Source organism: Paenibacillus sp. G34 (genome assembly GCF_056856875.1).
On record NZ_CM166469.1, the window covers coordinates 3,089,454 to 3,111,892 of the forward strand.

Annotated in this window: 16 protein-coding genes and 1 pseudogene; 13 read left to right on the top strand and 4 right to left on the bottom strand. The window is 45.2% G+C overall.

All coding sequences use genetic code 11. The annotated features are described in order from the left end of the window. Positions 1-11: 11 nt before the first annotated feature. The 5 genes and pseudogenes from rbsB (at position 12) to AC1VYS_RS14080 (ending at position 5,188) form a co-directional block, all read left to right on the top strand. Positions 12-944: a ribose ABC transporter substrate-binding protein RbsB gene (gene rbsB / locus AC1VYS_RS14060; RefSeq protein WP_482914777.1), complete on the top strand. Its 933-nt coding sequence runs from the start codon at positions 12-14 to the stop codon at positions 942-944. A gap of 210 nt (positions 945-1,154) precedes the next feature. Further along, positions 1,155-1,627 (top strand): annotated as a pseudogene (gene tnpA, locus AC1VYS_RS14065) (IS200/IS605 family transposase). 305 nt (positions 1,628-1,932) lie between these two features. After that, on the top strand, positions 1,933-2,676 hold the full coding sequence (locus AC1VYS_RS14070) for a YggS family pyridoxal phosphate-dependent enzyme (protein WP_482914778.1): 744 nt from the start codon (positions 1,933-1,935) through the stop codon (positions 2,674-2,676). A 20-nt stretch (positions 2,677-2,696) separates the two neighbouring features. Further along, positions 2,697-3,902 (top strand): benzoate/H(+) symporter BenE family transporter, encoded by a 1,206-nt coding sequence (locus AC1VYS_RS14075; RefSeq protein ID WP_482914779.1) that lies wholly within the window; start codon positions 2,697-2,699, stop codon positions 3,900-3,902. 26 nt (positions 3,903-3,928) lie between these two features. Then, complete coding sequence (locus AC1VYS_RS14080; RefSeq protein WP_482914780.1) at positions 3,929-5,188, top strand: serine hydroxymethyltransferase; 1,260 nt, start codon at positions 3,929-3,931, stop codon at positions 5,186-5,188. 68 nt (positions 5,189-5,256) lie between these two features. On the opposite strand, the gene pdxR is transcribed toward AC1VYS_RS14080, so the two are convergent. Further along, entirely contained in the window at positions 5,257-6,687 is a 1,431-nt protein-coding gene (gene pdxR / locus AC1VYS_RS14085) for a MocR-like pyridoxine biosynthesis transcription factor PdxR (protein ID WP_482914781.1), read from the bottom strand. Positions 6,688-6,957: 270 nt separating this feature from the next. Between pdxR and AC1VYS_RS14090 the strand changes: the two genes are divergently transcribed. The 6 genes from AC1VYS_RS14090 (at position 6,958) to AC1VYS_RS14115 (ending at position 14,248) form a co-directional block, all read left to right on the top strand. Next, complete coding sequence (locus AC1VYS_RS14090; protein ID WP_482914782.1) at positions 6,958-9,039, top strand: serine hydrolase domain-containing protein; 2,082 nt, start codon at positions 6,958-6,960, stop codon at positions 9,037-9,039. 346 nt (positions 9,040-9,385) lie between these two features. Next, positions 9,386-10,834 carry an amino acid ABC transporter substrate-binding protein/permease gene (locus AC1VYS_RS14095; RefSeq protein ID WP_482914783.1) on the top strand — a complete coding sequence of 483 codons (1,449 nt, stop codon included), beginning with the start codon at positions 9,386-9,388 and terminating at the stop codon, positions 10,832-10,834. Then, positions 10,827-11,555, top strand: a complete 729-nt coding sequence (locus AC1VYS_RS14100) for an amino acid ABC transporter ATP-binding protein (RefSeq protein WP_482914784.1) — start codon at positions 10,827-10,829, stop codon at positions 11,553-11,555. Before AC1VYS_RS14095 ends, AC1VYS_RS14100 begins: the two co-directional genes overlap by 8 nt. Positions 11,556-11,719: 164 nt before the next feature. Next, on the top strand, positions 11,720-12,097 hold the full coding sequence (locus tag AC1VYS_RS14105) for a hypothetical protein (protein ID WP_482914785.1): 378 nt from the start codon (positions 11,720-11,722) through the stop codon (positions 12,095-12,097). Between the two features lie 72 nt (positions 12,098-12,169). Continuing rightward, positions 12,170-12,760 carry a TetR/AcrR family transcriptional regulator gene (locus tag AC1VYS_RS14110; protein ID WP_482914786.1) on the top strand — a complete coding sequence of 197 codons (591 nt, stop codon included), beginning with the start codon at positions 12,170-12,172 and terminating at the stop codon, positions 12,758-12,760. A gap of 75 nt (positions 12,761-12,835) precedes the next feature. Further along, positions 12,836-14,248, top strand: a complete 1,413-nt coding sequence (locus AC1VYS_RS14115) for an MFS transporter (protein ID WP_482914787.1) — start codon at positions 12,836-12,838, stop codon at positions 14,246-14,248. 102 nt (positions 14,249-14,350) lie between these two features. On the opposite strand, the gene AC1VYS_RS14120 is transcribed toward AC1VYS_RS14115, so the two are convergent. The 3 genes from AC1VYS_RS14120 to AC1VYS_RS14130 form a co-directional block, all read right to left on the bottom strand. After that, positions 14,351-15,640, bottom strand: coding sequence for a glycoside hydrolase family 27 protein (locus tag AC1VYS_RS14120; RefSeq protein WP_482914788.1), 1,290 nt, complete (start codon positions 15,638-15,640; stop codon positions 14,351-14,353). 116 nt (positions 15,641-15,756) lie between these two features. Continuing rightward, positions 15,757-16,638: a helix-turn-helix domain-containing protein gene (locus tag AC1VYS_RS14125; RefSeq protein ID WP_482914789.1), complete on the bottom strand. Its 882-nt coding sequence runs from the start codon at positions 16,636-16,638 to the stop codon at positions 15,757-15,759. Positions 16,639-16,689: 51 nt separating this feature from the next. Next, positions 16,690-17,547 (bottom strand): helix-turn-helix domain-containing protein, encoded by an 858-nt coding sequence (locus tag AC1VYS_RS14130; RefSeq protein WP_482914790.1) that lies wholly within the window; start codon positions 17,545-17,547, stop codon positions 16,690-16,692. A gap of 157 nt (positions 17,548-17,704) precedes the next feature. Here AC1VYS_RS14130 and AC1VYS_RS14135 point away from each other — a divergent pair, with 157 nt between their 5' ends. Further along, positions 17,705-19,693 carry a hypothetical protein gene (locus AC1VYS_RS14135; RefSeq protein WP_482914791.1) on the top strand — a complete coding sequence of 663 codons (1,989 nt, stop codon included), beginning with the start codon at positions 17,705-17,707 and terminating at the stop codon, positions 19,691-19,693. Between the two features lie 186 nt (positions 19,694-19,879). Continuing rightward, a complete protein-coding gene (locus tag AC1VYS_RS14140) occupies positions 19,880-22,201 on the top strand; it encodes a glycoside hydrolase family 95 protein (RefSeq protein WP_482914792.1) in 2,322 nt (773 codons plus the stop codon). The last annotated feature ends 238 nt before the right edge of the window (positions 22,202-22,439 follow it).

The window sequence follows — 22,439 nt, forward strand, 5'->3', positions numbered from 1 at the left end:
GAGAAAACAACATGAAAAAATGGACACTAACGCTTGTTAGCATGATACTGATCGTTGTTCTAGCCGGATGTTCGCTGGAGCCGCCAGGCTGGGCGAAACCAAAGGCAGCCGGTGGTAAGGAACAGAAAAAAATCGGTTTGTCGATCTCGACACTGAACAATCCGTTCTTCGTTTCACTGAAAGATGGTGTCGTAGCCGAAGCACAGAAACAAGGTATTCAGGTTGTTGTCGTAGATGCACAGAACGATTCTGCGAAGCAAACGAACGATGTGGACGATCTGATTCAGCAGGGCGTTGATGCCTTGTTAATCAATCCAGCAGATTCTGCCGCAATCTCTACAGCGGTTCAATCCGCGAATAGTGTTGGCATTCCAGTAATTACGCTTGACCGCTCTGCGGATAAAGGTGAAGTTGCAGCGCTTGTAGCTTCGGACAATGCGAAGGGTGGACGCATGGCTGCCGAATATATCGTGAAGCAGCTTGGTGAAGGTGCTAAAGTGATTGAACTTGAAGGTGTACCGGGTGCATCAGCTACCCGTGAGCGTGGCAAAGGTTTCCACGAAATTGCAGACCAAAAGCTGGACGTGGTTGCGAAACAATCCGCTGACTTTGACCGTTCCAAAGGGTTGAATGTCATGGAGAACTTGTTGCAAGGAAACCCAGGAGTGCAAGCCGTGTTTGCCCATAATGACGAAATGGCTCTGGGTGCCATTGAAGCAATCCAAAGTTCGGGTAAAGATATCCCGGTGATCGGATTTGACGGTAACGATGATGCCATTAAATCGATTCAGGATGGTAAACTAACAGCAACTGTAGCTCAACAACCTGAGTTGATCGGACAGCTTGCATTGCAAGCCGCACTGGATGTGCTGAGTGGTAAACAAGTGGAGAAATCCATCCCGGCTGAGTTGAAACTGGTAACGAAGGAAAACGTGAATCAATAATTTAAAATTTATAAGGTAATACACGAATCCCGCTCTGGCTGAGAAAGCCGGAGGCGGGATTTTTTATTATGGCTTTAGCCAGTTGAGTGCGTGAAACGCGCGAAACAAAAAACCACCCGCTATGCGGGTGGAGGAACCTGAGGTTTGACCACCATGACCATTTTAATACAATTGAGATGTTCAGGCTCAAAACGAAAGGAATGGTCATTCATGGCAACCAAGAGCTACAGCCTAGCTCACACAAAGTGGATGTGTAAGTACCACATTGTGTTCACCCCGAAGTATAGACGGAAAGAAATTTATAATCAAGTGAGAAGAGATTTAATCGAAATCTTCAAACGTCTATGCAAGTACAAGGGAGTAGAAATTATAGAAGGTCATATGATGCCTGATCATGTCCACATGCTGGTAGCGATTCCACCGAAGATTGCAGTCTCCACGTTTATGCGATATCTAAAGGGAAAAAGTTCGCTCATGATCTTCGAGAAGCATGCCAACTCAAGTATAAATACGGCAATCGAAAGTTTTGGGCAGAAGGGTACTATGTGAGCACAGTGGAGCTAAATGAAGCAACGGTAAGAAAGTATATTCGTGAGCAAGAAGCACATGATCAAGCGTTAGATAAGCTGAGTGTAAAAGAATACGAAGATCCATTCAGCAGTAATCGGAGCAAAAAGAAGTAAGACCAGTTTAACTGGTAAGTGAAAGAGACAAATAACACTGAGCCTGAACAGCCCTGCTGTCAGGCTAGCGTCTTTAGGCGCAGTTTGGCAACAGGGGGTTATACCCCAAGAGCAAACCACCCGTTGGACGGGTGGTCCTGATTGTGAGGATCATAGTTGGCTTAACTGGAATCAAGCTCATACATGACTCCAATTGCATATTGCTGAGTTTTGGATTGCTCAAAAATCATATCTTTGGATATACGTATTCAATCCATAGATTGTTATACTGTCATTCAAATGGTGAGTAGAAAGGGGCATCTTGCTTGGATTATCCGGTTGAAGAAAATTTAAAAATGGTTAGAAAACAAATGGCACTGGCTTGCAAGGCTTCTGGACGAAATGTTAACGATGTGCAGCTGCTTTTAGCCACGAAAACGGTACCGCTTGAGAAGTTACAGATCGCCGTGCAGGCAGGTGAACATCTGTTTGGAGAAAACAAGGTGCAGGAACTGCGAGATAAATATCCTCTTATGGAGCAGTCCAAAGCGGTGGAATGGCATTTTATCGGCCATCTGCAGACAAATAAAGTAAAGGAGGTAGTTAAGTATGTGACAATGATCCATTCGGTGGATCGTCTGAAGCTGGGGCAGGTCTTGCATGACCAGCTTATCAAAGAACAGCGGACAATGGACATTCTTGTACAAATTAATACGTCCTATGAAGAAAGTAAATTCGGTGCTTCTCCAGAGGATGCAGTGGAGCTCGTTGAACAATTGTCTCAATTTGGAACGCTAAATGTAAAAGGATTAATGACGATAGGGAAACTGCATGCATCAGCTGATGAGACACGCCAATGTTTTCGCTTGTTGAAACAGCTCAGCACACAGATCAGAGAGAAAAACATCCCACGTGTCGAGATGGAAATGTTATCGATGGGCATGTCCGGTGATTTCAGTATGGCGATTGAAGAGGGAGCGACCATCGTTCGTGTGGGAACCAATGTATTTGGCCCGCGTTATCTGCCCGATGAATATTACTGGAACGAACATAAAAAGATAGAAGATTAGTTGAGGGGCAGGGGTTTACATTGAAAACAGCATCTAATAAGATTCGCGGGCGCGATCTAATATCACCAGTGACCGCTGCTTTAATTTCTGTAATTGTCAATTACGGAGGGACGTTCATTCTTGTGTTTCAAGCGGCCAAAGCAGCTGGATTGAGCCCGGAAATGACCGCATCCTGGATATGGTCCATTTCGATTGGTGTCGGGATCACGGGGATATGGCTTAGTTACCGCTATAAAGAACCTATCATTACTGCGTGGTCTACTCCAGCCGCAGCTTTCCTTGTCTCCATGCTGGCTGTAACTCCTTATTCAGAAGCCGTAGGTGCTTATATGATATCAGCCGTTGGTTTTATCATTTTGGGCATGTCGGGTTTGTTCGAACGGTTCGTGCGATTGATCCCGCCAGGGATCGCTTCCGGTTTACTTGCAGGCATTTTACTCCAGTTTGGTATCTCCGCGTTTGAAGGGGCCAAGGTTGAACCTGTACTGGTTATTCTGTTGTTCACCGCCTATATCGTGTTAAAACGGTTTACATCTCGCTATGCCATCGTTGGTATATTGGTTCTCGGCCTGATCTATCTGATGATTATGGGGAAAGCCGATTTTAGCTCTATTCAGCTCACAGTCGCTTTACCTGTATTTACAGCTCCCGAATTCTCAATTCAAGCGTTGCTCGGTGTGGCCCTGCCGTTATTTATTATTACGCTGACGGGGCAGTACATGCCAGGTATGCTGGTTCTCCGCAATGATGGTTTTCGAACGAGTGCTAACCCTATATTAACGGTAACCGGACTGGGTTCACTAATTGCTGCACCATTCGGCTCACATGCATTTAACGTGGCAGCCATTACCGCAGCCATATGCACAGGGAAAGATGCGCATGAAGATAAGTCCAAGCGTTATATTGCGGGCATTGCCTGCGGAGTCTTCTACATAACTGTCGGAATTTTTGGCGTAACCTTAGCCGCATTATTTTTAATTCTTCCCGCAGCTTTTATCGCCACATTAGCAGGGCTAGCTTTACTTGGAACGATCGGCGGCAGCCTGGCTAACGCTCTGGCAGACCCGAACGGACGGGAAACGGCATTAATTACATTTTTAGCAACAGCGGCTAATGTAACTTTGTTTGGCATCGGCGGTGCATTTTGGGGACTTGTGGCTGGAGTCATGGCGCATCTGCTAATTCATTATAAATTTGCCAAAAAACCACTTGGAACAAATGGTTAAGAAACCTGGAAGGGATGATGATCAGAATGTTAAATCATATGGAGAGCCAAGATAAAACGTTGGCAGCAGCAACCCGTCACGAGCTTGCAAGGCAGCGGGATACGATAGAACTGATTGCTTCAGAGAATTTTGTGAGCCAAGCCGTAATGGAGGCCACGGCCAGCGTATTAACTAATAAATATGCAGAGGGTTATTCGGGCAGAAGATATTATGGTGGATGCGAGCATGTGGATACGGTAGAGGATATTGCTAATCAACGCCTGAAACAATTATTTGGTGCTGAACATGCGAATGTGCAGCCTCATTCCGGTTCACAGGCGAATATGGCAGTATACTTTGCCTCAGTCCAGATGGGGGATAAGATTCTTGGAATGAATCTTTCTCATGGCGGTCATCTGACACATGGGAATCTTGTTAATTTTTCAGGAAGATTTTATCACTTTGTTCCCTATGGTGTTGATCCAGAAACAGGTCTTATTGACTTTGACGAAGTTCGAAAATTGGCTCACAAACATCGTCCACGAATGATCGTTGCAGGCGGAAGTGCATACCCGAGGCGTATTGATTTTGAGATTTTTGCTCAAATTGCTTCCGAAGTGGGAGCCTTACTGTTTGTAGATATGGCACACATCGCGGGCATTGTTGCAGCAGGATTACACCCTAACCCCGTACCGCATGCACATATTGTATCAACCACGACACATAAGACGCTGCGAGGTCCGCGTGGAGGTGCTATTTTGTGTAAAGAATCTTGGGCTAAGGCCATCGATAAAGCTGTATTTCCGGGAACGCAGGGCGGGCCTTTTATGCATATTATTGCGGGAAAAGCGGTCGCTTTTGGGGAAGCATTGCAATCTGATTTCACTGTATATATGAGCAACGTTCTGAATAATGCTAAAGTAATGGCGGAAACGCTTATCAATGAAGGGCTTTCACTTGTTTCTGGGGGTACTGATAATCATCTCATTCTCGTTGATCTGCGCAGCGTTGGTCTTACGGGTAAAGACGCTCAAATCATGCTGGATGAAGTTGGCATCACGGCAAATAAAAATTCGATCCCTCATGACACAGCAGGTCCGTTAGTTACAAGCGGTATTCGGTTCGGAACGCCTGCCATGACAACCAGAGGACTTGGCGCCGGGGAGATGAAAGAAATTGCCGAGCTTATCGCGCTTGCTTTTAAAAATCCAACGAACACTAAAGTAAAACAGCATATATCAGGCTGTGTGCGCGAAATCACATCACGATTTCCTCTCTACGAAGCAGGGACATCGTTTACCTCATAAATAGATAAAGCCCGTCTGCAATCTTCTCTAATGATCCATGAGCATTGCCGGCGGGCTCTATTCAATTGTTATAATACGGTCCGGGCAAAACGAGAGATGCCTTCTTCGATTCGTGCCTCATCCACTTTTGCAAAACCTAATACCCACCCCTTACGATCACTCTCCAGGCAGTATCTACTTAGAGGATAAACACAGACACCCTGTTTGCCGGCGGCAGAGGTTATTGCTGCTTCATCACATGACGCATCTGCTTCAAGAAGAACATGTAATCCCGTTTCTACTCCGCTTAATCTAAAACGTGAACTAAGACCGGAAGAATGGATGGCTTTGGTCATAACCTCGTGTCTACGGCGATAAATGTTACGAACCCTTCTCATATGGCGCATAAATTGCCCACGCTCAATAAAATGATTCAGCGTTAGCTGCTCCATTATGGGCAGATGGCGATAAGTCAGTTCATGAATCTGGGTAAGTCGTTCAATCGCTGCTTGAGGTCCTATGATTGCGGATAAACGTATACCGGGCGCAATCATTTTGGAGAAACTCATCATATAAAGCGTATTCTGAGGCAGTTGGCTGAACAGGGTAGGAATCGGATCTCCACGATATCGGAACTCGCTGTCGTAATCGTCCTCGATAATCCACATCCCACGTTTACCGGCCAATTGCATAAATTGCTGTCTGCGCGGCTCTGACATGATGATTCCGGTGGCGCATTGGTGCGAAGGGGTGACAAATACGAGCTTCGATTCTGGGTGGATGCGATCTACACATAGCCCCTGCTCATCAACAGGTACGGCGTCAATCTGCATATTACGGTACTTCATGGTGGTCCAGGCAGCAGGAAAACCGGGGTCCTCCACGGATACTCTGTCTCCTTCAATTAGAAGGGCCTGAGCGATCAAATCAATGCTGTTCTGTGCACCTGAAGTTAACAAAATCTGATCGACTTCAATATGAATTCCTCGTTCTAGTGACAAGTAACGCTGGATCTGTTCTCGCAGCGGCAGAAAACCTCTGGCATCGGCATACGACCAGATATCAAGGTTGGGTTCAGCAGACGCCTGCAAAAATGATTTTCTCCAGGATTGGGTGAACGTCTCATCGATGTAAGGCTCATGCGGATTAAAATCAATATCCACCTGCGTTGAATCATGATCTCCAAACCAACTCTGCAGTTTGGCAATGGATTCGTGTACTAAAGGCAATACAGGGGGCACAGGCCCGGACGGTGGCTCCTCTTCTAAAGAACGGAGCACTTGGATCGAGCTGCTTACTCTTGTTCCACCGCGACGTGAAGTTACGGTATACCCCCGGCTGAATAATTCTTCGTAAACGATCTGAATTGTAGACCGTGAAACACCGATCCGCCCGGCTAACTCACGCGACGGAAGCAGCAGTTCACCTGGAGGCCAGTTCCCGGTTGTAATATTGTGAATAGCCTGGTCGAGCAGCTGCTGCCAGATCGGACGATCATCATTTCGGTTCACTTTTAACATCGTAACAACTCCGTTGTTGTTGAATTTATGGATTGTATATTAATTGCACTAAATGAAAATTTGGGCCTTCCATTGTAGGAAATATTATCATGACAACTGTAGGAAATATTATCATGACAACGGTTCAAGCTGCAATGATGAATCACAATGAATATATTTTTTACTGTTCATCTCCAGTTCATATGCAGGACGTGGACAGTTCATTTTCATCACTTATACTGCGTTAGGTAAGAGCTCAAACACAAAGACCGCAGAGCAGAATAGGAGAAGATGAATTTGACACGAAAAAAAAGAATGTCCATCGTTGCCATAACCTTGGCATTTGCGATGTTAACTCCCTCAGCTGCATATGCAGCCGAGTTTCCAGGTAAACTAGACTACGGATTGACTCAAAAAGCAGTGACTGCGAAAACCAAGACACTAACCGAAACCTACGGTATTGCAAGTGTACAGTACGCACTTATCGATGAAGGGGAGATCGCTCTCTCTGGACAGACAGGAATGAATGACCCGGAAAATCGTGTGCCACTCACGTCAAACACGATGTATGGCATAGGATCAACAAGTAAAATGTTTCTCACAACCGCGGTAATGAAGCTGGTCGATGAGGGCAAAGTGAAACTGGACGATCTTGTAGTGAGCTATATTCCTGAATTTAAGATGAAGGACAAGCGTTATGCTCAAATTACAGTCCGTATGCTGTTAAATCATTCGTCAGGATTGCTTGGCACATCCAGTAACAGCGCTATTTTATTTGAAGATCCAGATACGCATGCACATGATACATTATTGGAACAGTTAGCTTCACAGCATCTGAAGACTGATCCTGGTGCCTATTCGGTGTATAGTAATGACGGGTTTTCATTAGCCGAGATTCTCGTAGAGCGAGTAAGCGGTTTGAGTTTTACGGAATTCATGCACCGTCATATCACAACACCTCTTGGCATGAATCATACCAAGACGCCACAAGATCCACTCGATGTGGAACACATGGCAACGACGTACTCTGCCAAGAAGGAACGGCAACCTTTGGAGACAACCAACATGATTGCTTCAGGTGGCATCTATTCCACAGCCGAAGATTTGGTGAAGCTGTCACAAGTATTCACGAACGAGAAGAATGGTGTTCTTTCCAAAGAATCAGTGAAAGCTACCGGACAGGAAGAGTACAAACGGGGAATGTGGCCGGAGGACGGTGATTCATCAATTGCCTATGGGCTTGGATGGGACAGCGTGAACTTGTTTCCGTTCAATCAATACGGCATCAAGGCATGGACTAAAGGTGGGAATACAATTGCTTATCACGCCTCTCTGATTGTACTTCCTGAGTATAATATGGCAGCAGCCGTTACATCTTCAGGAGGTTCAAGTTCAACGAATCAATTGATTGCAACAGAGCTGTTGTTAAGTAGTCTGGAAGAAAAGAAGCTGATTCCGGAGCGTAAACCTGAGAAGTCACATGGAGTACCTGTGAAAGCAGAGATGCCGAAGGAAGAGATGAATCATTCGGGAATCTATGGCGGCGGAGCCAACATGTTGATGAAACTGGATGTGCAGGAGAATGGGCAACTCACGATATCGATGTTAGCGGCACCAAATAGCCCGAAACAGACATACACCTATATTGCTGACGGTTCTTTTGTGAATGAAGCAGGTACGGAGAAAGTGAAATTTGTTAAGGAAGATAACGGAAAAACGTATCTTTGGACACGCTCGTACCAGTCGGCACCTGGACTCGGACAGCTTGCTTCATCAGAGTACAAGGCACAGAAGCTTCAAGCGAATCCATTGCCGGATGAGGCTAACGCTGCGTGGCAAGAACGTGTGGGGAAAGCGTATGTACTCGTGAATGAAAAGCATACCTCGACTCTATATAACACAGCAATGCCACTCATCCCTATTCAGCTGTCCAGTGAGTTACCAGGATATATTTATACGAATGCCATTACAGATGGGGATCGAGCAGTGAATCAATTGCAAATCCCGGGTGTAGCGGGTCGTGACTCGATGGAATTTACTTTTTTCAAACAAGACGGTGTGGAGTATGTGTCGCAAGGAGGCAACATATATGCCAGCCAAGATATCGTGAAACCGATCTATGCAGGTCAGCAATCAAAAACGACGATCCAGTCGAATGGTTACGCCAAATGGTTCTCGATTCCGGCTACGGCCGCAGGGAAAGAAATGAAAGTGAACTTACCTTCCGATGGTTCATTTGTTGTGTATGATGCGTCTGGTGCCAGTCTGAATCATAGCGTAGTCAGTGGTCAAACGACAATGGTACTGCCCGAGAGAGGCTACCTTGTCTTTGCAGGTGCAGTGGGGTCCGTATTTGAGATTACATTGAAATAAGGCCTACAACGTTATTTATGGACGAGATGAAATGGTTTATAACATTATTGATTGACCTTGAGCATCATTATTTACCAATTGAGAATTAATGCTTACCCATAAGATAGCTGAAAAGTCGCATTTTGCGGCTTTTTTGCGTTTTAATGTTTCAAATTTTAGATTTAAGTTTCGCTAACCTGACCTCCAGGGTAAGTATAAGAGGACTTTTACAAGTGGATTGAAGAAATGCCATGGAAACAAAAATGAAGGTGGGTAGAAAGAGCATTGATTGGTCATGAGCTGAGAATAATAACCTTAGCATGATTCGGGACATACGTATGGCATGACGTCAAGACGAGGAGGACATATGAAGAATAACAGGATTACATTACTTATACTTACCATGGTGTTGCTTCTGGTGTCCGGCTTTACAGGTTGGACGGGAAGTGTGCAGGCACAATCGGATTCGGGCAAAACTTATGTGATCGGTACCGACATTACCTTTGCTCCGTTTGAATTTCAGGATATAAATGGAGATTTTGTCGGCATCGACATGGATATCCTTGCAGCGATTGCGAAGGACCAGAATTTTAAATATGAGATCAAAGCCTTAGGTTTTAATGCAGCCGTACAAGCGCTGGAATCGAATCAGGTGGATGGCGTCATTGCAGGTATGAGTATTACCAATGAACGTAAAACCAAATTTGATTTTTCCGATATGTACTTTGAATCAGGCGTTGTCATGGGCGTTAAAGCGAGCAATGATACGTTAAAAAGCTATGAAGATCTCCGCGGTAAAAAGGTAGCTGTAAAAACGGGGACGGAAGGCTATCGTTTTGCTGAAGCAAATGCATCAAAGTATGGGTTTACTATTGTACCCTTCGATGATTCAGCGCAAATGTATGATGATGTGAAAACAGGCAATTCTGCTGCATGTTTCGATGATTATCCTGTGTTGAAATATGGGGAGAAACAAAATAACGGACTGAAAGTCGTAACTGAACCAGAAAAAGGTGCACCTTACGGTTTTGCCGTAAGTAAAGGTAAAAACGAAGAACTATTGCAGAAGTTTAATACTGGTCTTGCCAACATCAAAGAAAGCGGTGAGTACCAAGCCATCCGAGATAAGTATCTGGGGGAAAATGAGGAATCCACAGCAACTTTGGGACGCATGGAACTCATCATCCAATCTCTTCCATTCTTGCTTAAAGGACTATGGAAGACCCTTTTGTACACTCTGATGTCTCTATTCTTTGCCTTTATTGTCGGTTTGATCTTTGCTTTCATGAAGGTAGGACGTAATAAAATTTTGCGAGCTATTGCGACTGTCTTTGTAGACTTTTTCAGGGGCATTCCGCTGCTTGTTTTGGCATATTTCATATACTTCGGTATTCCTCAAGCGTTCGGATTTACCATGCCGCTGTTTCTTGCAGCAATCCTAACGCTGAGCTTAAATGCCGGAGCATACGTTACTGAGATTATTCGCGGGGGGATTCAATCGATTGATCGTGGACAGATGGAGGCGGCTCGTTCTCTTGGACTTCCGTATCGTAAAGCGATGATGAAAATTGTCATTCCTCAGGCCATTCGTGTGATGATTCCTTCGTTTATTAACCAGATGGTCATTACGCTGAAGGATACGTCCATCTTGTCCGTTATCGGGCTGGTTGAGCTCACACAGTCAGGTAAAATTGTTATTGCCAGAACCTTTGCCTCATTTGACATCTGGCTAACGGTTGCGGCAATGTACTTGATCGTTCTAATTACACTGACTAGAATTGCCGATTATCTGGAGGTGAAAATCCGTCGTGGCTAAAATTAAAGTAGAAGGTCTGAAGAAAAGCTTTGGTTCAAATCAGGTGTTAAAAGGTATTGATATGAGCGTAAACGAAGGAGAGGTCGTTTGTGTAATTGGCCCTTCTGGTTCGGGAAAAAGTACTTTTCTGCGTTGTATCAACTGTTTAGAGGATATCACGGCAGGACGTGTTATCGTTGATGATCAGGACTTGAACAGCAAAGATACCAATATCAATAAAGCTCGTGAAAATATCGGGATGGTGTTCCAGCATTTTAATCTCTTTCCGCATTTCAGCGTACTCAAAAATATTATGTTTGCTCCAATGGAACTTGGCAAATTAAATCAAGCACAGGCACGGGAGACAGCGCTGCGCTTACTTGACCGTGTTGGTCTGGCGGATAAAGCGGATAGCTTCCCAAGCCAGATTTCTGGCGGACAGAAACAGCGCGTAGCTATTGCTCGCGCACTCGCGATGAACCCGGATGTTATGTTGTTCGATGAACCGACATCGGCACTTGATCCGGAGATGGTTGGAGAGGTACTTGGTGTTATGAAGGACCTCGCACGCGAAGGTATGACAATGATGATAGTTACGCATGAAATGGGCTTCGCCCGTGAAGTTGCGGATCGGGTTATTTTTATGGACGGCGGATATATTGTTGAGGAAGGTAACCCTGAACAGATTTTCGGCAAACCACAGAATGAACGGACAATCAGTTTTTTGGAAAAGGTGCTCTAATAACCTTCAACTTGCATATGAACAAAGAAGTCGCGTAAGCGGCTTTTTTGTTTTGTACATTTATTCCATTTGGTCTATAATAGGGTTCTTGAAAACAGTGAATATATTATATCTAACTATCTTATAACATCATTGATAAATCCCCTATAAAGGAGTATTAACCTATGACCGCATCCGTATCTGAGATTGTACAACGACAATCGATTGAAGCCTTTCAGTCCGTGATCCGAAAATCGGAGAATGCTCTGAAGAACATGGTGGGGAAAGGAGCAAATACATCGGTTATAGAGAAACGACTTCATGCGCTAATTGTCAGTTTAGCTATACTTGAACATGCCTGGAATGGGAAAGAAGAACAATATTATGACAGCTTGGAAGTATCCGAGGCACGTCAAGTTATACTAAATCTTCTTCCTTCTCTTGAACGAATGATGAAGAAGTCTGCTATGGGAACACCTCAATATACATTGCTTGAGAGAAGAATTCGTGCTTTTCAACTTGCTGCACAAGCGATGGAACAGAAAATGAGTTCAAATACTTGACAACGACCCTATTCAAAAGGTAGTCTTCTTTTATGACAGTGATCACTGACATCGGAGTAGAAGGAGAGTTTAATGTCCAATTTAATTAAACGGAGCACAAGAGAGAAATTAATGTTAACGGCGATTGATCTGATCTCGATTAAAGGGTATAAGAGCGTTACTACGCAGGAGATTGCCTTAACCGCGGGCGTAAGTGAGAAAACGCTATTTCGCCACTTTGGTACGAAACAAAATTTGCTTGAGAGCGCATTTGACGAATACCATTATGCAGCAGAAATGACACGACTTTTCGAGGAAAAACTGGTGTGGGATCTGCATTCTGACTTGTTGTTGGTGAGCAGAACCTATCATGAAATTATGCATAAGAACCGTAAACTATTTATGATCAGTCTGAAGGAAATGAATCATTTGCCGGAGTTAAGAACACGGACGGTAAGACATCCGCAGCAGTTACTTGAGCTGTTAACCCGATATTTACAAACGATGTATGAGCAAGGAAAGGTGATTCAGATCAACGCTGAAATACAGGCTTTCTCCTTTATGGCATTGAACTATGGATTGTTTATTAATCATATGGAGGATCATGTACATTTCCCGTGGATTTCTTTGGAAGATGTGATTGCCGAAAGTGTATGGACGTTCACTAGGGCTCTGACGCCCTAGTTTTTTAAGTCACATTATGACAGTAAGTACTGACAGTCAATTTGTTTTATACTCGACATAGAAAAGAGGAATAACATGAAACGCACGAAAATCTCAGCTACCGATGATACAGCTTCAATAGGTAAAGAAACCGCATTGCTTCGCGTGCTTGTCTTCACACTCATCATTTCTGTAATGAACGGAATGATGTTTAATGTCGTTTTACCCGTCATTGGGGATCAATTCGAACGGTCGGCTTCTGAGACGAGTTGGATCGTCACCGGTTATTTAATTGTATACGCGGTAGGCACAGTCACTTACGGGAAGCTAACAGATCGATACAGCATTAAACATTTAATCACATTTGGCCTCTTATTATTGGCTGCTGGCTCCGTTATAGGAATTCTTTCTACTTCCTACTTTATGATTATTTTGGCACGCCTGATTCAGGCCGCAGGGGCTGCCGTCATTCCAGCTCTGGCCATGATTATACCAGTTCGATATTTTCCTCCGAACAAGCGTGGTCAGGCACTAGGTACTTCTGCGATCGGCATCGCTCTCGGGTCTGCTTTAGGTCCTATCGTTGCTGGATTCGTATCCAGTGCATTGAACTGGAAGTTTCTATTTGCAATTCCGTTGCTTTCGTTATTGACGTTACCCTTTTATCGAAAGTATTTGCATGATGAGAAGGGAGTCTATACAAAGATGGACTACCTCGGAGGGATGCTGCTCGCGGGAAGCGTTGGAGCCATTTTGCTGGCTCTGACCCAACTTAATTTGTGGTATTTTCTTCTGGGCATAGTGGCATTAATATTGTTTATCCTTCGTATTCTCCATGCAGCATCACCGTTTGTGCAGCCAGCTATTTTTCGCAATCTCTCCTACACTTGGGGCATGATTATTTCATTTCTGTTGGTCGCGTGCGGATTCAGCATTCCATTTATCATCCCGCAGCTGTTAACCAACGTGTATGATGCCTATCCGGCTCTGACTGGTCTAATTATGATGCCGTCGGCTTTAATTGCCGCATTAATGGGAAGACGAGGAGGGAAGCTTGCAGACGAAAAGGGAAATGCATATTTGATATATACAGCCTCAACGATGCTTGTTATCGGTTTTGTAAGTCTATCGTTCGCAGCCGGTATATCGCTATTCTTTATTTCCTCTTTTCTAATCTTGGCGGTTCTTGGTCAATCATATATGCAAGTTGCGCTATCCAATACGATTGCACAGACACTTTCCAAAGAACAGGTCGGTATAGGTATGGGACTATTGTCGATGTTTAATTTCATCGCGGCGTCTGTATCTACAACCGTTCTTGGCAAGGTCATCGACGGGGGAGCACAGCAGATGCATTTGAATCCTTTTATCAGCCAATCATCTGCATTTGTATATAGCAACCTATTTATTATGCTTGCCATGTTGGTTGTGGTGATGACTTTGGTGTATCGGTGGCGCTTTGATCGTAAATTTCAAGTGTCAAAGAATGAATCATCACCATCGATCTGATGTAGGTTCTTCATATAGCAAGCTGTGTACGATTTGTATCATTTCAGAAAACAAAAAAGAGGTTTGTCATTAATGACAAGCCTCTTTTATTGATAAAGTGACTCAAGTGAAACGGTACAAACGCACACCATGCGAAGGCACATCCACACGTAAAATATTTCCCTCCACTTGTGTCACATGCCCGCTCCATAGTTCAGTACTTTGGCTTAACGGGGAAGGAGATAATCCAACACTCTCCAAGTTAAGTTCCACCGGGAGTACTGGCTGTTCGCCAACATTAAACACAGCGACATAAGTGGAACCATCGACATGAGATGCCGTCCATACGATCAGATCGCCTTGATGTAGCGCTTCTCTAGCACTATGGCTCTCACGATGCATACGCAGAACCTCACGGTTTGTCAGCAAGGACAGCGTCCAGTCATCGTTATCCCGCAATTCACCGCCAAAGATGAGAGGAGAGCGGAAAATGCTCCACAGCGACATCATGGTCAATTGCTCGTCCTTGGTGAATCTTGTCCACCGATCGGCTCCGCCTCCATCCACAGAGCGAATACCAATGTGCCCCAGAGGCAACATATCACAATCCGGCCAACATCCCTCCTTAGGAAGGCCCTGCCACTTACGGCAGCGGTCGAACATATCTAGCAAGAGTGGCCATCGATCCCAGAAATCATCGGTGACACGCCACATATTGGCCTGTTCCGAAAAGAATTCAGCGTACTCCACGGGGGCAGGACCCGGAGACAGACTTAATACCATGGGACGTCCGGCACGTTTGATCGCCTTCGAAATCATTTCAATTTCGGGCTGATGTGTGTCATATAACCTGGAGGCAGCGATATCATCCACTTTGACCAGATCAACACCCCATGAAGCGTAGAGGTCAAACAATGAATCATAATAGGCTTGGGCGCCTTCTTTGTGATGATCCACCCCATACATATCGGTATTCCATGGGCAGATGGAGTTGGTATGAGCGATATCACGGGCAGTAGCTGCTGTGCCCAACAGAGCTGTACCTGCGTGAACCGCCTGTCTCGGAATACCACGCATAATATGAATGCCAAACTTCAGCCCCAGACTGTGTACGTAATCAGCAAGCGGTTTGAATCCCTGACCGTTCGCCGCTGAAGGAAAACGGTTCTCGGCAGGCATAAGACGGGAGTACTCATCCATGATGAGTGGAACGAAAGGGCGGTATTGTGATGAGTTTGCTAGAGGTTCATACCATTGAATATCAACGGTGATGTAGCTCCAACCGTACTCTTTCAAATGTGTAGCCATATACTCCGCATTGCCGCGAATTTCATTTTCGGTGACGGCAGCGCCGTAACAGTCCCAGCTATTCCAGCCAAGAGGAGGTGTTGGTGCTGCAAGAGTGTGATCCATTGGAAGGCTCCTTTACGAAACGTAATTTAAATTATTGCTCCAATCACATTTATCATAATGAAGCGAAATACAATAATCTACAGTAATGTTAAGTCTCAAATAGCAATATATTGCGGTTAGTCGAAGAATAATTTCCGATATACGAGACTCTCGCCACCGCTTCGAAATTCCCCTGGTGTAATTCCAGTTAATCCTCGAAAAGCTTTGATAAAATAACTTCCACTGGAGTACCCCACTTGTATCGCAATCTGTTCAATGCTTAATGTTGTGCCGCGAAGCAACTCCATCGCTTTCTCGATTCGAACGCGGGTAAGATAGGCACCTGGAGTGAGACCTGTGCTGGCCGAGAATCTGCGAATAAAGTGATATTTGGATAGAGCAACGCGTTCAGCAAGCTGATCCACGCTGACCATACTGGCGTAGTCGCTCTCGATGTACTTCGTAGCCTGCTGAATATGTTCCGGCCAGTTCTCCCGATTATGACGTGCAGTCGTCTGTAAGCGAACAAGCTCTGTCATGAACTGATACACACTGGATGACGCAATTAAAGGGTCCGTTATCCTTCCTGCCGCCGCATCCGTTACAATCATTCGCAGCAGACGGATGGGAGTCGAATCCATGGGGAGAGAAGCAACTTCACCTGATTCTCGCACAAACTTCTGCCAATGAGCCTGAATGAGATCAGGACGGAAAAGTAGGAAAATGAAATGCCATGGCTCAGCACACTCTGGATGATAATAATATCGATGAGCGCTCGGGATCTCTGCAAGAAAAGCCTGTCCGGAAGTCACACGGTATGTACGGTCATTTGTTTCATAAATACCTTCTCCTGCAAGGGTGTACTGAAATAAAAGAAGAGGACCATCCGTTCGTTCCAGCCCATCCCAGTAATACGACGGTTCAGTAATGATATCGCTCCCCGTTGCATACAGCTTACAGAGCTCAAGTTCACGATCTTCGGCAAATCGAAAACCATAGGTCCCTTTTGTAAGTTCCATGTATATCCTCCGTCCTTGGATCATTGGGTTCATACCGTAATTCAACGATAATTAACACTTTTCAGTGCGATGTTTACGTACAAACTTGCCTGGCGATGTTCCGACCATCTTGGTAAAGCTGCGAATAAAGTTGGCATAATCGCCGAATCCGGAATGATAACAGGCCTCGGTAATACTCATGCCTTCCGATAAACAGATTTGGGCGAGCTCGATGCGGCGGTTAAGTATATAGTTTCGAATCGTTAGTCCGGTATGTTTTTTGAATTGACGGCTGATATAACTGCTGTTGGTAAATAGTTTTTCTGATAAGTGTTGAAGTGTGAGAGATTCAGTCAGATTTGTTTCAATATAGTCCATCGTATTACGAACCAGTTCAGGCATAATGTCGGTGGGCACAAAATTTGTATGTTTAAAAGCCAGATTGGTCATGAGAAGCAGTTGGGCGATCAGCATATTTCTCATAATATCCGCACCGTAGTCTGAGGTTAGCAACATTTGTTCTACTTGGGTTGTAAGATTGAGAAATCGCTCTAACTCCTCTTCATTCAAATGAATGATATTCCCTTTACCTTTAGGCCTATTATCAAAACAGGCAGAGAGGTTGGTAGATGATGTGGATAATCGATTAAGATATGATTTTTGCAGATTGATTGTGATACGTTCATATTCGTTCTTGTCGAGTGCAAAGGACCGATGCATTTCCTCTGGGCTTAAAACAATAAGATCACCTCGCTCCAGATGGTAACATCGATTCTCAATATAGAAGTTCACATTGCCGCGAAGAAAAATGTACAGTTCATACCCATTATGCCGATGGTAGAATGTGCCCATATTGTAGGTCGTGACACGATGCAGATACAGCAGATCCATCTGAATGGGATCATACTGGTACTCCTGCGATTCATTCATATCATGAAAGCCTCCTAATCGTTTGGCGCAATAAATATCACGATTTAAGCAATGAACTTGCGAACCTGAACCTATAAAATGGTACCATCCTAGCATCTTGATTTAAAATTTGCAAGCGTTTTCTGAACAAACAGGGAAAACAGAAAGAGAGGATTGTATGGAACTGATCTTTACGGCACGAAGTAGAAGGCAGGAAGGGACAGCCTATACCGGTATGAGAACGCATAATCTTCGGGCTGACGTGAATATGACTGCCGGGACAGGCAGTGCAGATGATCCAAAGCAGGCACAGATTACCATTAAGAATGAAGGCAGTCAACGGTGGAGTGGAGTGATTCATGTAGAGCTTGCTTTTGACAAACAGCAGCCCAGATTTTTTCTGCCTGCCTTTATGTATGGTCGTAATCGGGGAGAAGCCCCCCAAAATGTACCTAACGAATTTCCAAGAATTCGTGACGGAAAACCATCCCGCCCTTCATCCCCTTGGTGGATGGTTCGAAGTGATCGCTTATCGCATCCGGCTGCACTTGTATATGATTCGGGTCGAATTGTCGGGCTAAGCGCAAGCCCATATTGGGTGGAAAGCAAGCATAGTGGACGGAAGCAACCATGGTATCCGGGTCAAACAGGTACTTTTGTACAATATGGAGGTTTCACATGCTCGATCGAGAGAGGCACCGTTGGTTACACCTTAGGGTATGAAAATGCTCCGTTGCTGTTTATCAAATCAAGACTTGTGCACGAGCGCTCAGCCTTGGCAGAGAACGTCTTCATGTTGGAAGCAGGAGAATCAGTAACGTTCACCCTTGAACTATATGATTATGAATCCTCTTCGCCCTTGGGTATTAACCCTGCATTAGAACATGTCTACCAAAAGTACCATGAACACCCTAGGCAAGGAAGCGACATCCGCACAGCCGTATCCGACTTATCCGCTGCCGTTCGAGACTACGCGTGGCTTCCAGATGACCGTCACTATTCTACTTTTGTGTACGAAGACGCAGAGAGCGGGGGGTATCGATATAACAAAATCATCTCGATCAGTTGGACCAATGGCATGACCATTGCAACCCCCATGCTGCTCGCAGCATTGCGTCAGAACGATGAACCCATGCGTCAGCAGGCTTTGTCCTGTATCACAAACATTATCGAAAATGCGATGAATTCCGAGTCAGGACTTCCGTATGATGCTTATCAGGATGGAAAATGGAGCATTAAAGGCTGGTGGTTTGACGGTATGCGTACACCAGGTCACTCATCCTATCTCGTTGCACAAGCCATGTTTTATATCCTGAAATGTTATGACTATGAATACCGCATAAGGCAGATCAGACATGATGACTGGCTCGCTTATGTGAAGCAAGTACTCGAACGCTTGGAACGGAGCAAAAATGCGGATGGCGAATATCCGACGATATTGTCTGAGCGCACGGGTGCAGGCCTGGAGTATGATGCTTTTAGCGGGGCGTGGTGCCTCGCTGCGAAAGCTTATTACAGCTGGTTGACCAATGATTTATCCGATTTGGAGGAAATGATACGCAGTGAAACACATTATTATAATGCCTATGTGAAACAGATGGAATGTTACGGTGCTCCGCTTGATGCGGACAAAGCAGTGGATTCGGAAGGCATTCTGGCATATATCAAAGCTCTCCGTTTCTTGCATGCATTCTCCGGTGAGGAGATGTTCCTTGATCATATGAGAGACGCCATCGGCTACGAGTTCAGTTTTAAATTTTGTTATAACTCGCCAGTGCAGATTCCGCCGCTGAGTACATTGAACTGGTCAAGTTCGGGCGGAAGCGTCACTTCGGTAGCTAATCCGCACATTCATCCCATGTCGAGTAATCTCGTTGATGAGCTTTTATATTATCTTCAGCAACGTGAGGATGACTATATTCGTCAGCGTATGAATGATACGGTCGCTTGGGGCTGTCAAACCTATAATCGTGTTGATGGTGAATATGGTTATGGCAAAAAAGGATGGATGTCCGAGCGCTTTTGTCACTCGCAAGGACTCGTTACGGAGACTTATGCCGATGGTACGCCGGCAAGCACCTGGTTCTGTCTGATGCCGTGGGCCAGCGGCTCCATCATCGAAGGTCTCGTTGGTGACTACTGGGATCAAGTTACCTTCAGCGATTGAATAGATATGATTATGCCTCCAAACGGGTTAGCATTGTGAAGGTTTAGGTTAGTTTTCTTCATTCAACCAAGCTGGGTGAACAAAGTAAACTGATTATACGGCCTGCAAGATGGGTCATATTGAGTCCTGTTCGTCATGCTGCTAGTGCAGCAGTGAACCTTGGCATCTCTCGTTGGAGGTATAATGATGAATACGAATAAAATTGGGTTTGATCACCCTGCCGAGCAGTGGGAAGAAGCCTTTCCGATTGGAAACGGAACCCTCGGTGGCATGGTATTTGGAAGAACACAACTGGAGAGAGTGCAGTTAAATGAAGATAGCCTCTGGTACGGCGGACCGATGGAGCGGAACAATCCCCAAGCCCTTCAATCACTGGATAACATAAGGGAACTTCTGTTTCAAGGCCAGATTCGGCAGGCAGAGGAGCTAGCGTTAACCTCATTAGTAGGCGTGCCTGATGGACAACGGCATTACGAGCCGCTTGGTGACTTCTATGTAGCCATGCATCATGCAGACGAAGAGACAGCAGCGTATCAGAGATATCTTGATTTGGAACAGGGTATCGTTAATGTGCAGTACACATCAGGAAAAACCAAGCATAAGCGAGAATATTTTTCAAGTTATCCTGATCAGGTCATGGCAGTCCGTTTGTCTAGTAGCGAGCCAGGCGAATTATCATTCACAACCTTGTTTGGCAGAGGTTCCGTATTAAACTGGTCGCCGCTATCGGGAGCGCTAAGACATCCGGTCGGGTTCCAATCGTTGATCGATCGAATCGAACAGCGCAGCAATGGTGAACTGATCATCCGGGGACGAAGCGGAGGAGAAGGGGGGATCCGTTTTTGCTGTGCGATTCGGGTCATGCACGAAGCAGGGGAGCTTCAGTATTCGAGCGGTCAAATGTCACTATTAAATGCTGATTCCGCCACCGTGCTGATCGCAGCATGCACTGATTTTCGTTATGATATGGAAGATCTGGAGGCGGAATGTTTACGAAGAATAGATGCGGCCTCTGCCAAAACATATGAACAGTTGCTTCAGGATCATATCAATGACTATCAGTCGCTGTTCAAACGTATGGACTTGTATCTGGAGGGTAAAAACACAGATACCAGTTATATGAGTCTGCCTATGAATCAACGACTTGCGCGGCTTAGGGCAGGTCAGGATGATCCTGAACTGGTCAGTCTGTATTTTCAGTTTGGGCGATACTTGCTAATCTCTAGCAGCCGGCCTGGTTCGTTACCTGCAAATCTGCAGGGCATTTGGAACAAAGATATGCTTCCGGTATGGGACAGTAAATACACCATCAATATCAATACAGAAATGAATTATTGGCCAGCGGAGAGTTGTAATCTGCCGGAGTGTCACATCCCGTTATTTGATTTTATTGAGCGATTACAGGTGCGTGGAAGGGAAACGGCAAGCAAGATGTATGGTTGCAGAGGATTCGTAGCACATCACAATTCAGATATATGGGCAGATCCTGCTCCGCAGGATGTATGTCTGACGTCGACCTTCTGGACGATGGGCGGCGCATGGTTGTCACTTCACCTGTGGGATCACTATGAATACGGCAGGGACCAGATTTTTTTGAAAAAAGTATATGCAACGATGAAAGAGGCAGCTTTGTTTATTCTGGATTTTCTTGTACAAGACCCGGAGGGGAATCTCACGATTTGTCCTTCATCCTCACCGGAAAATATCTACATCCTGGATCATGGGGAGTCAGGTGCGCTTTGTTACGGGGCTTCGATGGATAACCAGATTATACGGGAGTTGTTCACGCGGTGTATCGAAAGTTCACACATTCTGCAACAGGATCAGGAATTTGCATCACAGTTGCAAGAAGCATTAACTCGCATTCCGGATATCGCTGTGGGCAAACACGGACAGATTCAAGAATGGAGTAAGGATTATGAGGAACTTGAACCAGGTCATAGGCACATATCACACTTGTTTGCGCTTCATCCGGGATCGCAGATTAACCCGAAAACGACCCCTGAATTAGCAAAGGCCGCTCATGTTACGCTGGATCGCAGACTGCAACATGGCGGTGGACACACAGGCTGGAGCCGGGCATGGATTCTGAACATGTGGGCCAGATTGGAGCAGGCTGAACAGGCACATAATAACGTTATGGAGTTGCTTCGCTCCTCGACACTGCCTAATTTATTCTGTGATCACCCTCCTTTTCAGATTGATGGCAACTTTGGAGGTACCGCGGGCATAGCCGAAATGTTGGTCCAGAGTCATGGCGGCGAGATTCGTTTACTTCCTGCACTGCCAAAGGCATGGCCAAACGGTTCCGTTCGGGGGCTGCGAGCGCGCGGCGGATTCGAAGTGGATATGGAATGGAGCGAAGGGAAGCTGATTCATGCCAATATACGTGCAAGCGAGGCAAGTAAACTCAACGTTTCTTATCTGGATCAACATATGGAACTGTATTTCCAGCATGCACAAGATTCAATTGTGTTAAAAGGGGAAAAGTGGACCGTAACCTCCTGACTGGAAGGAGGAGAGTGAAGGTAAGGGAGAGCAGTATTAGACGGACAATTAAAATGTGGTTGTCCTGTATTTCTTTTGGGCACATATCTTATTAATAAATAAGGAAATAATGTAAAGTTCACCTTAAGCGAAACATCCGGGTTTAGGCCTGGTTGGTTTCGCTTTTTTATATTATGAACCTCCAGAGAATACTTTCGCGCAATAAATTTGACGATTCGCGCAATGAATTTGAAAACGG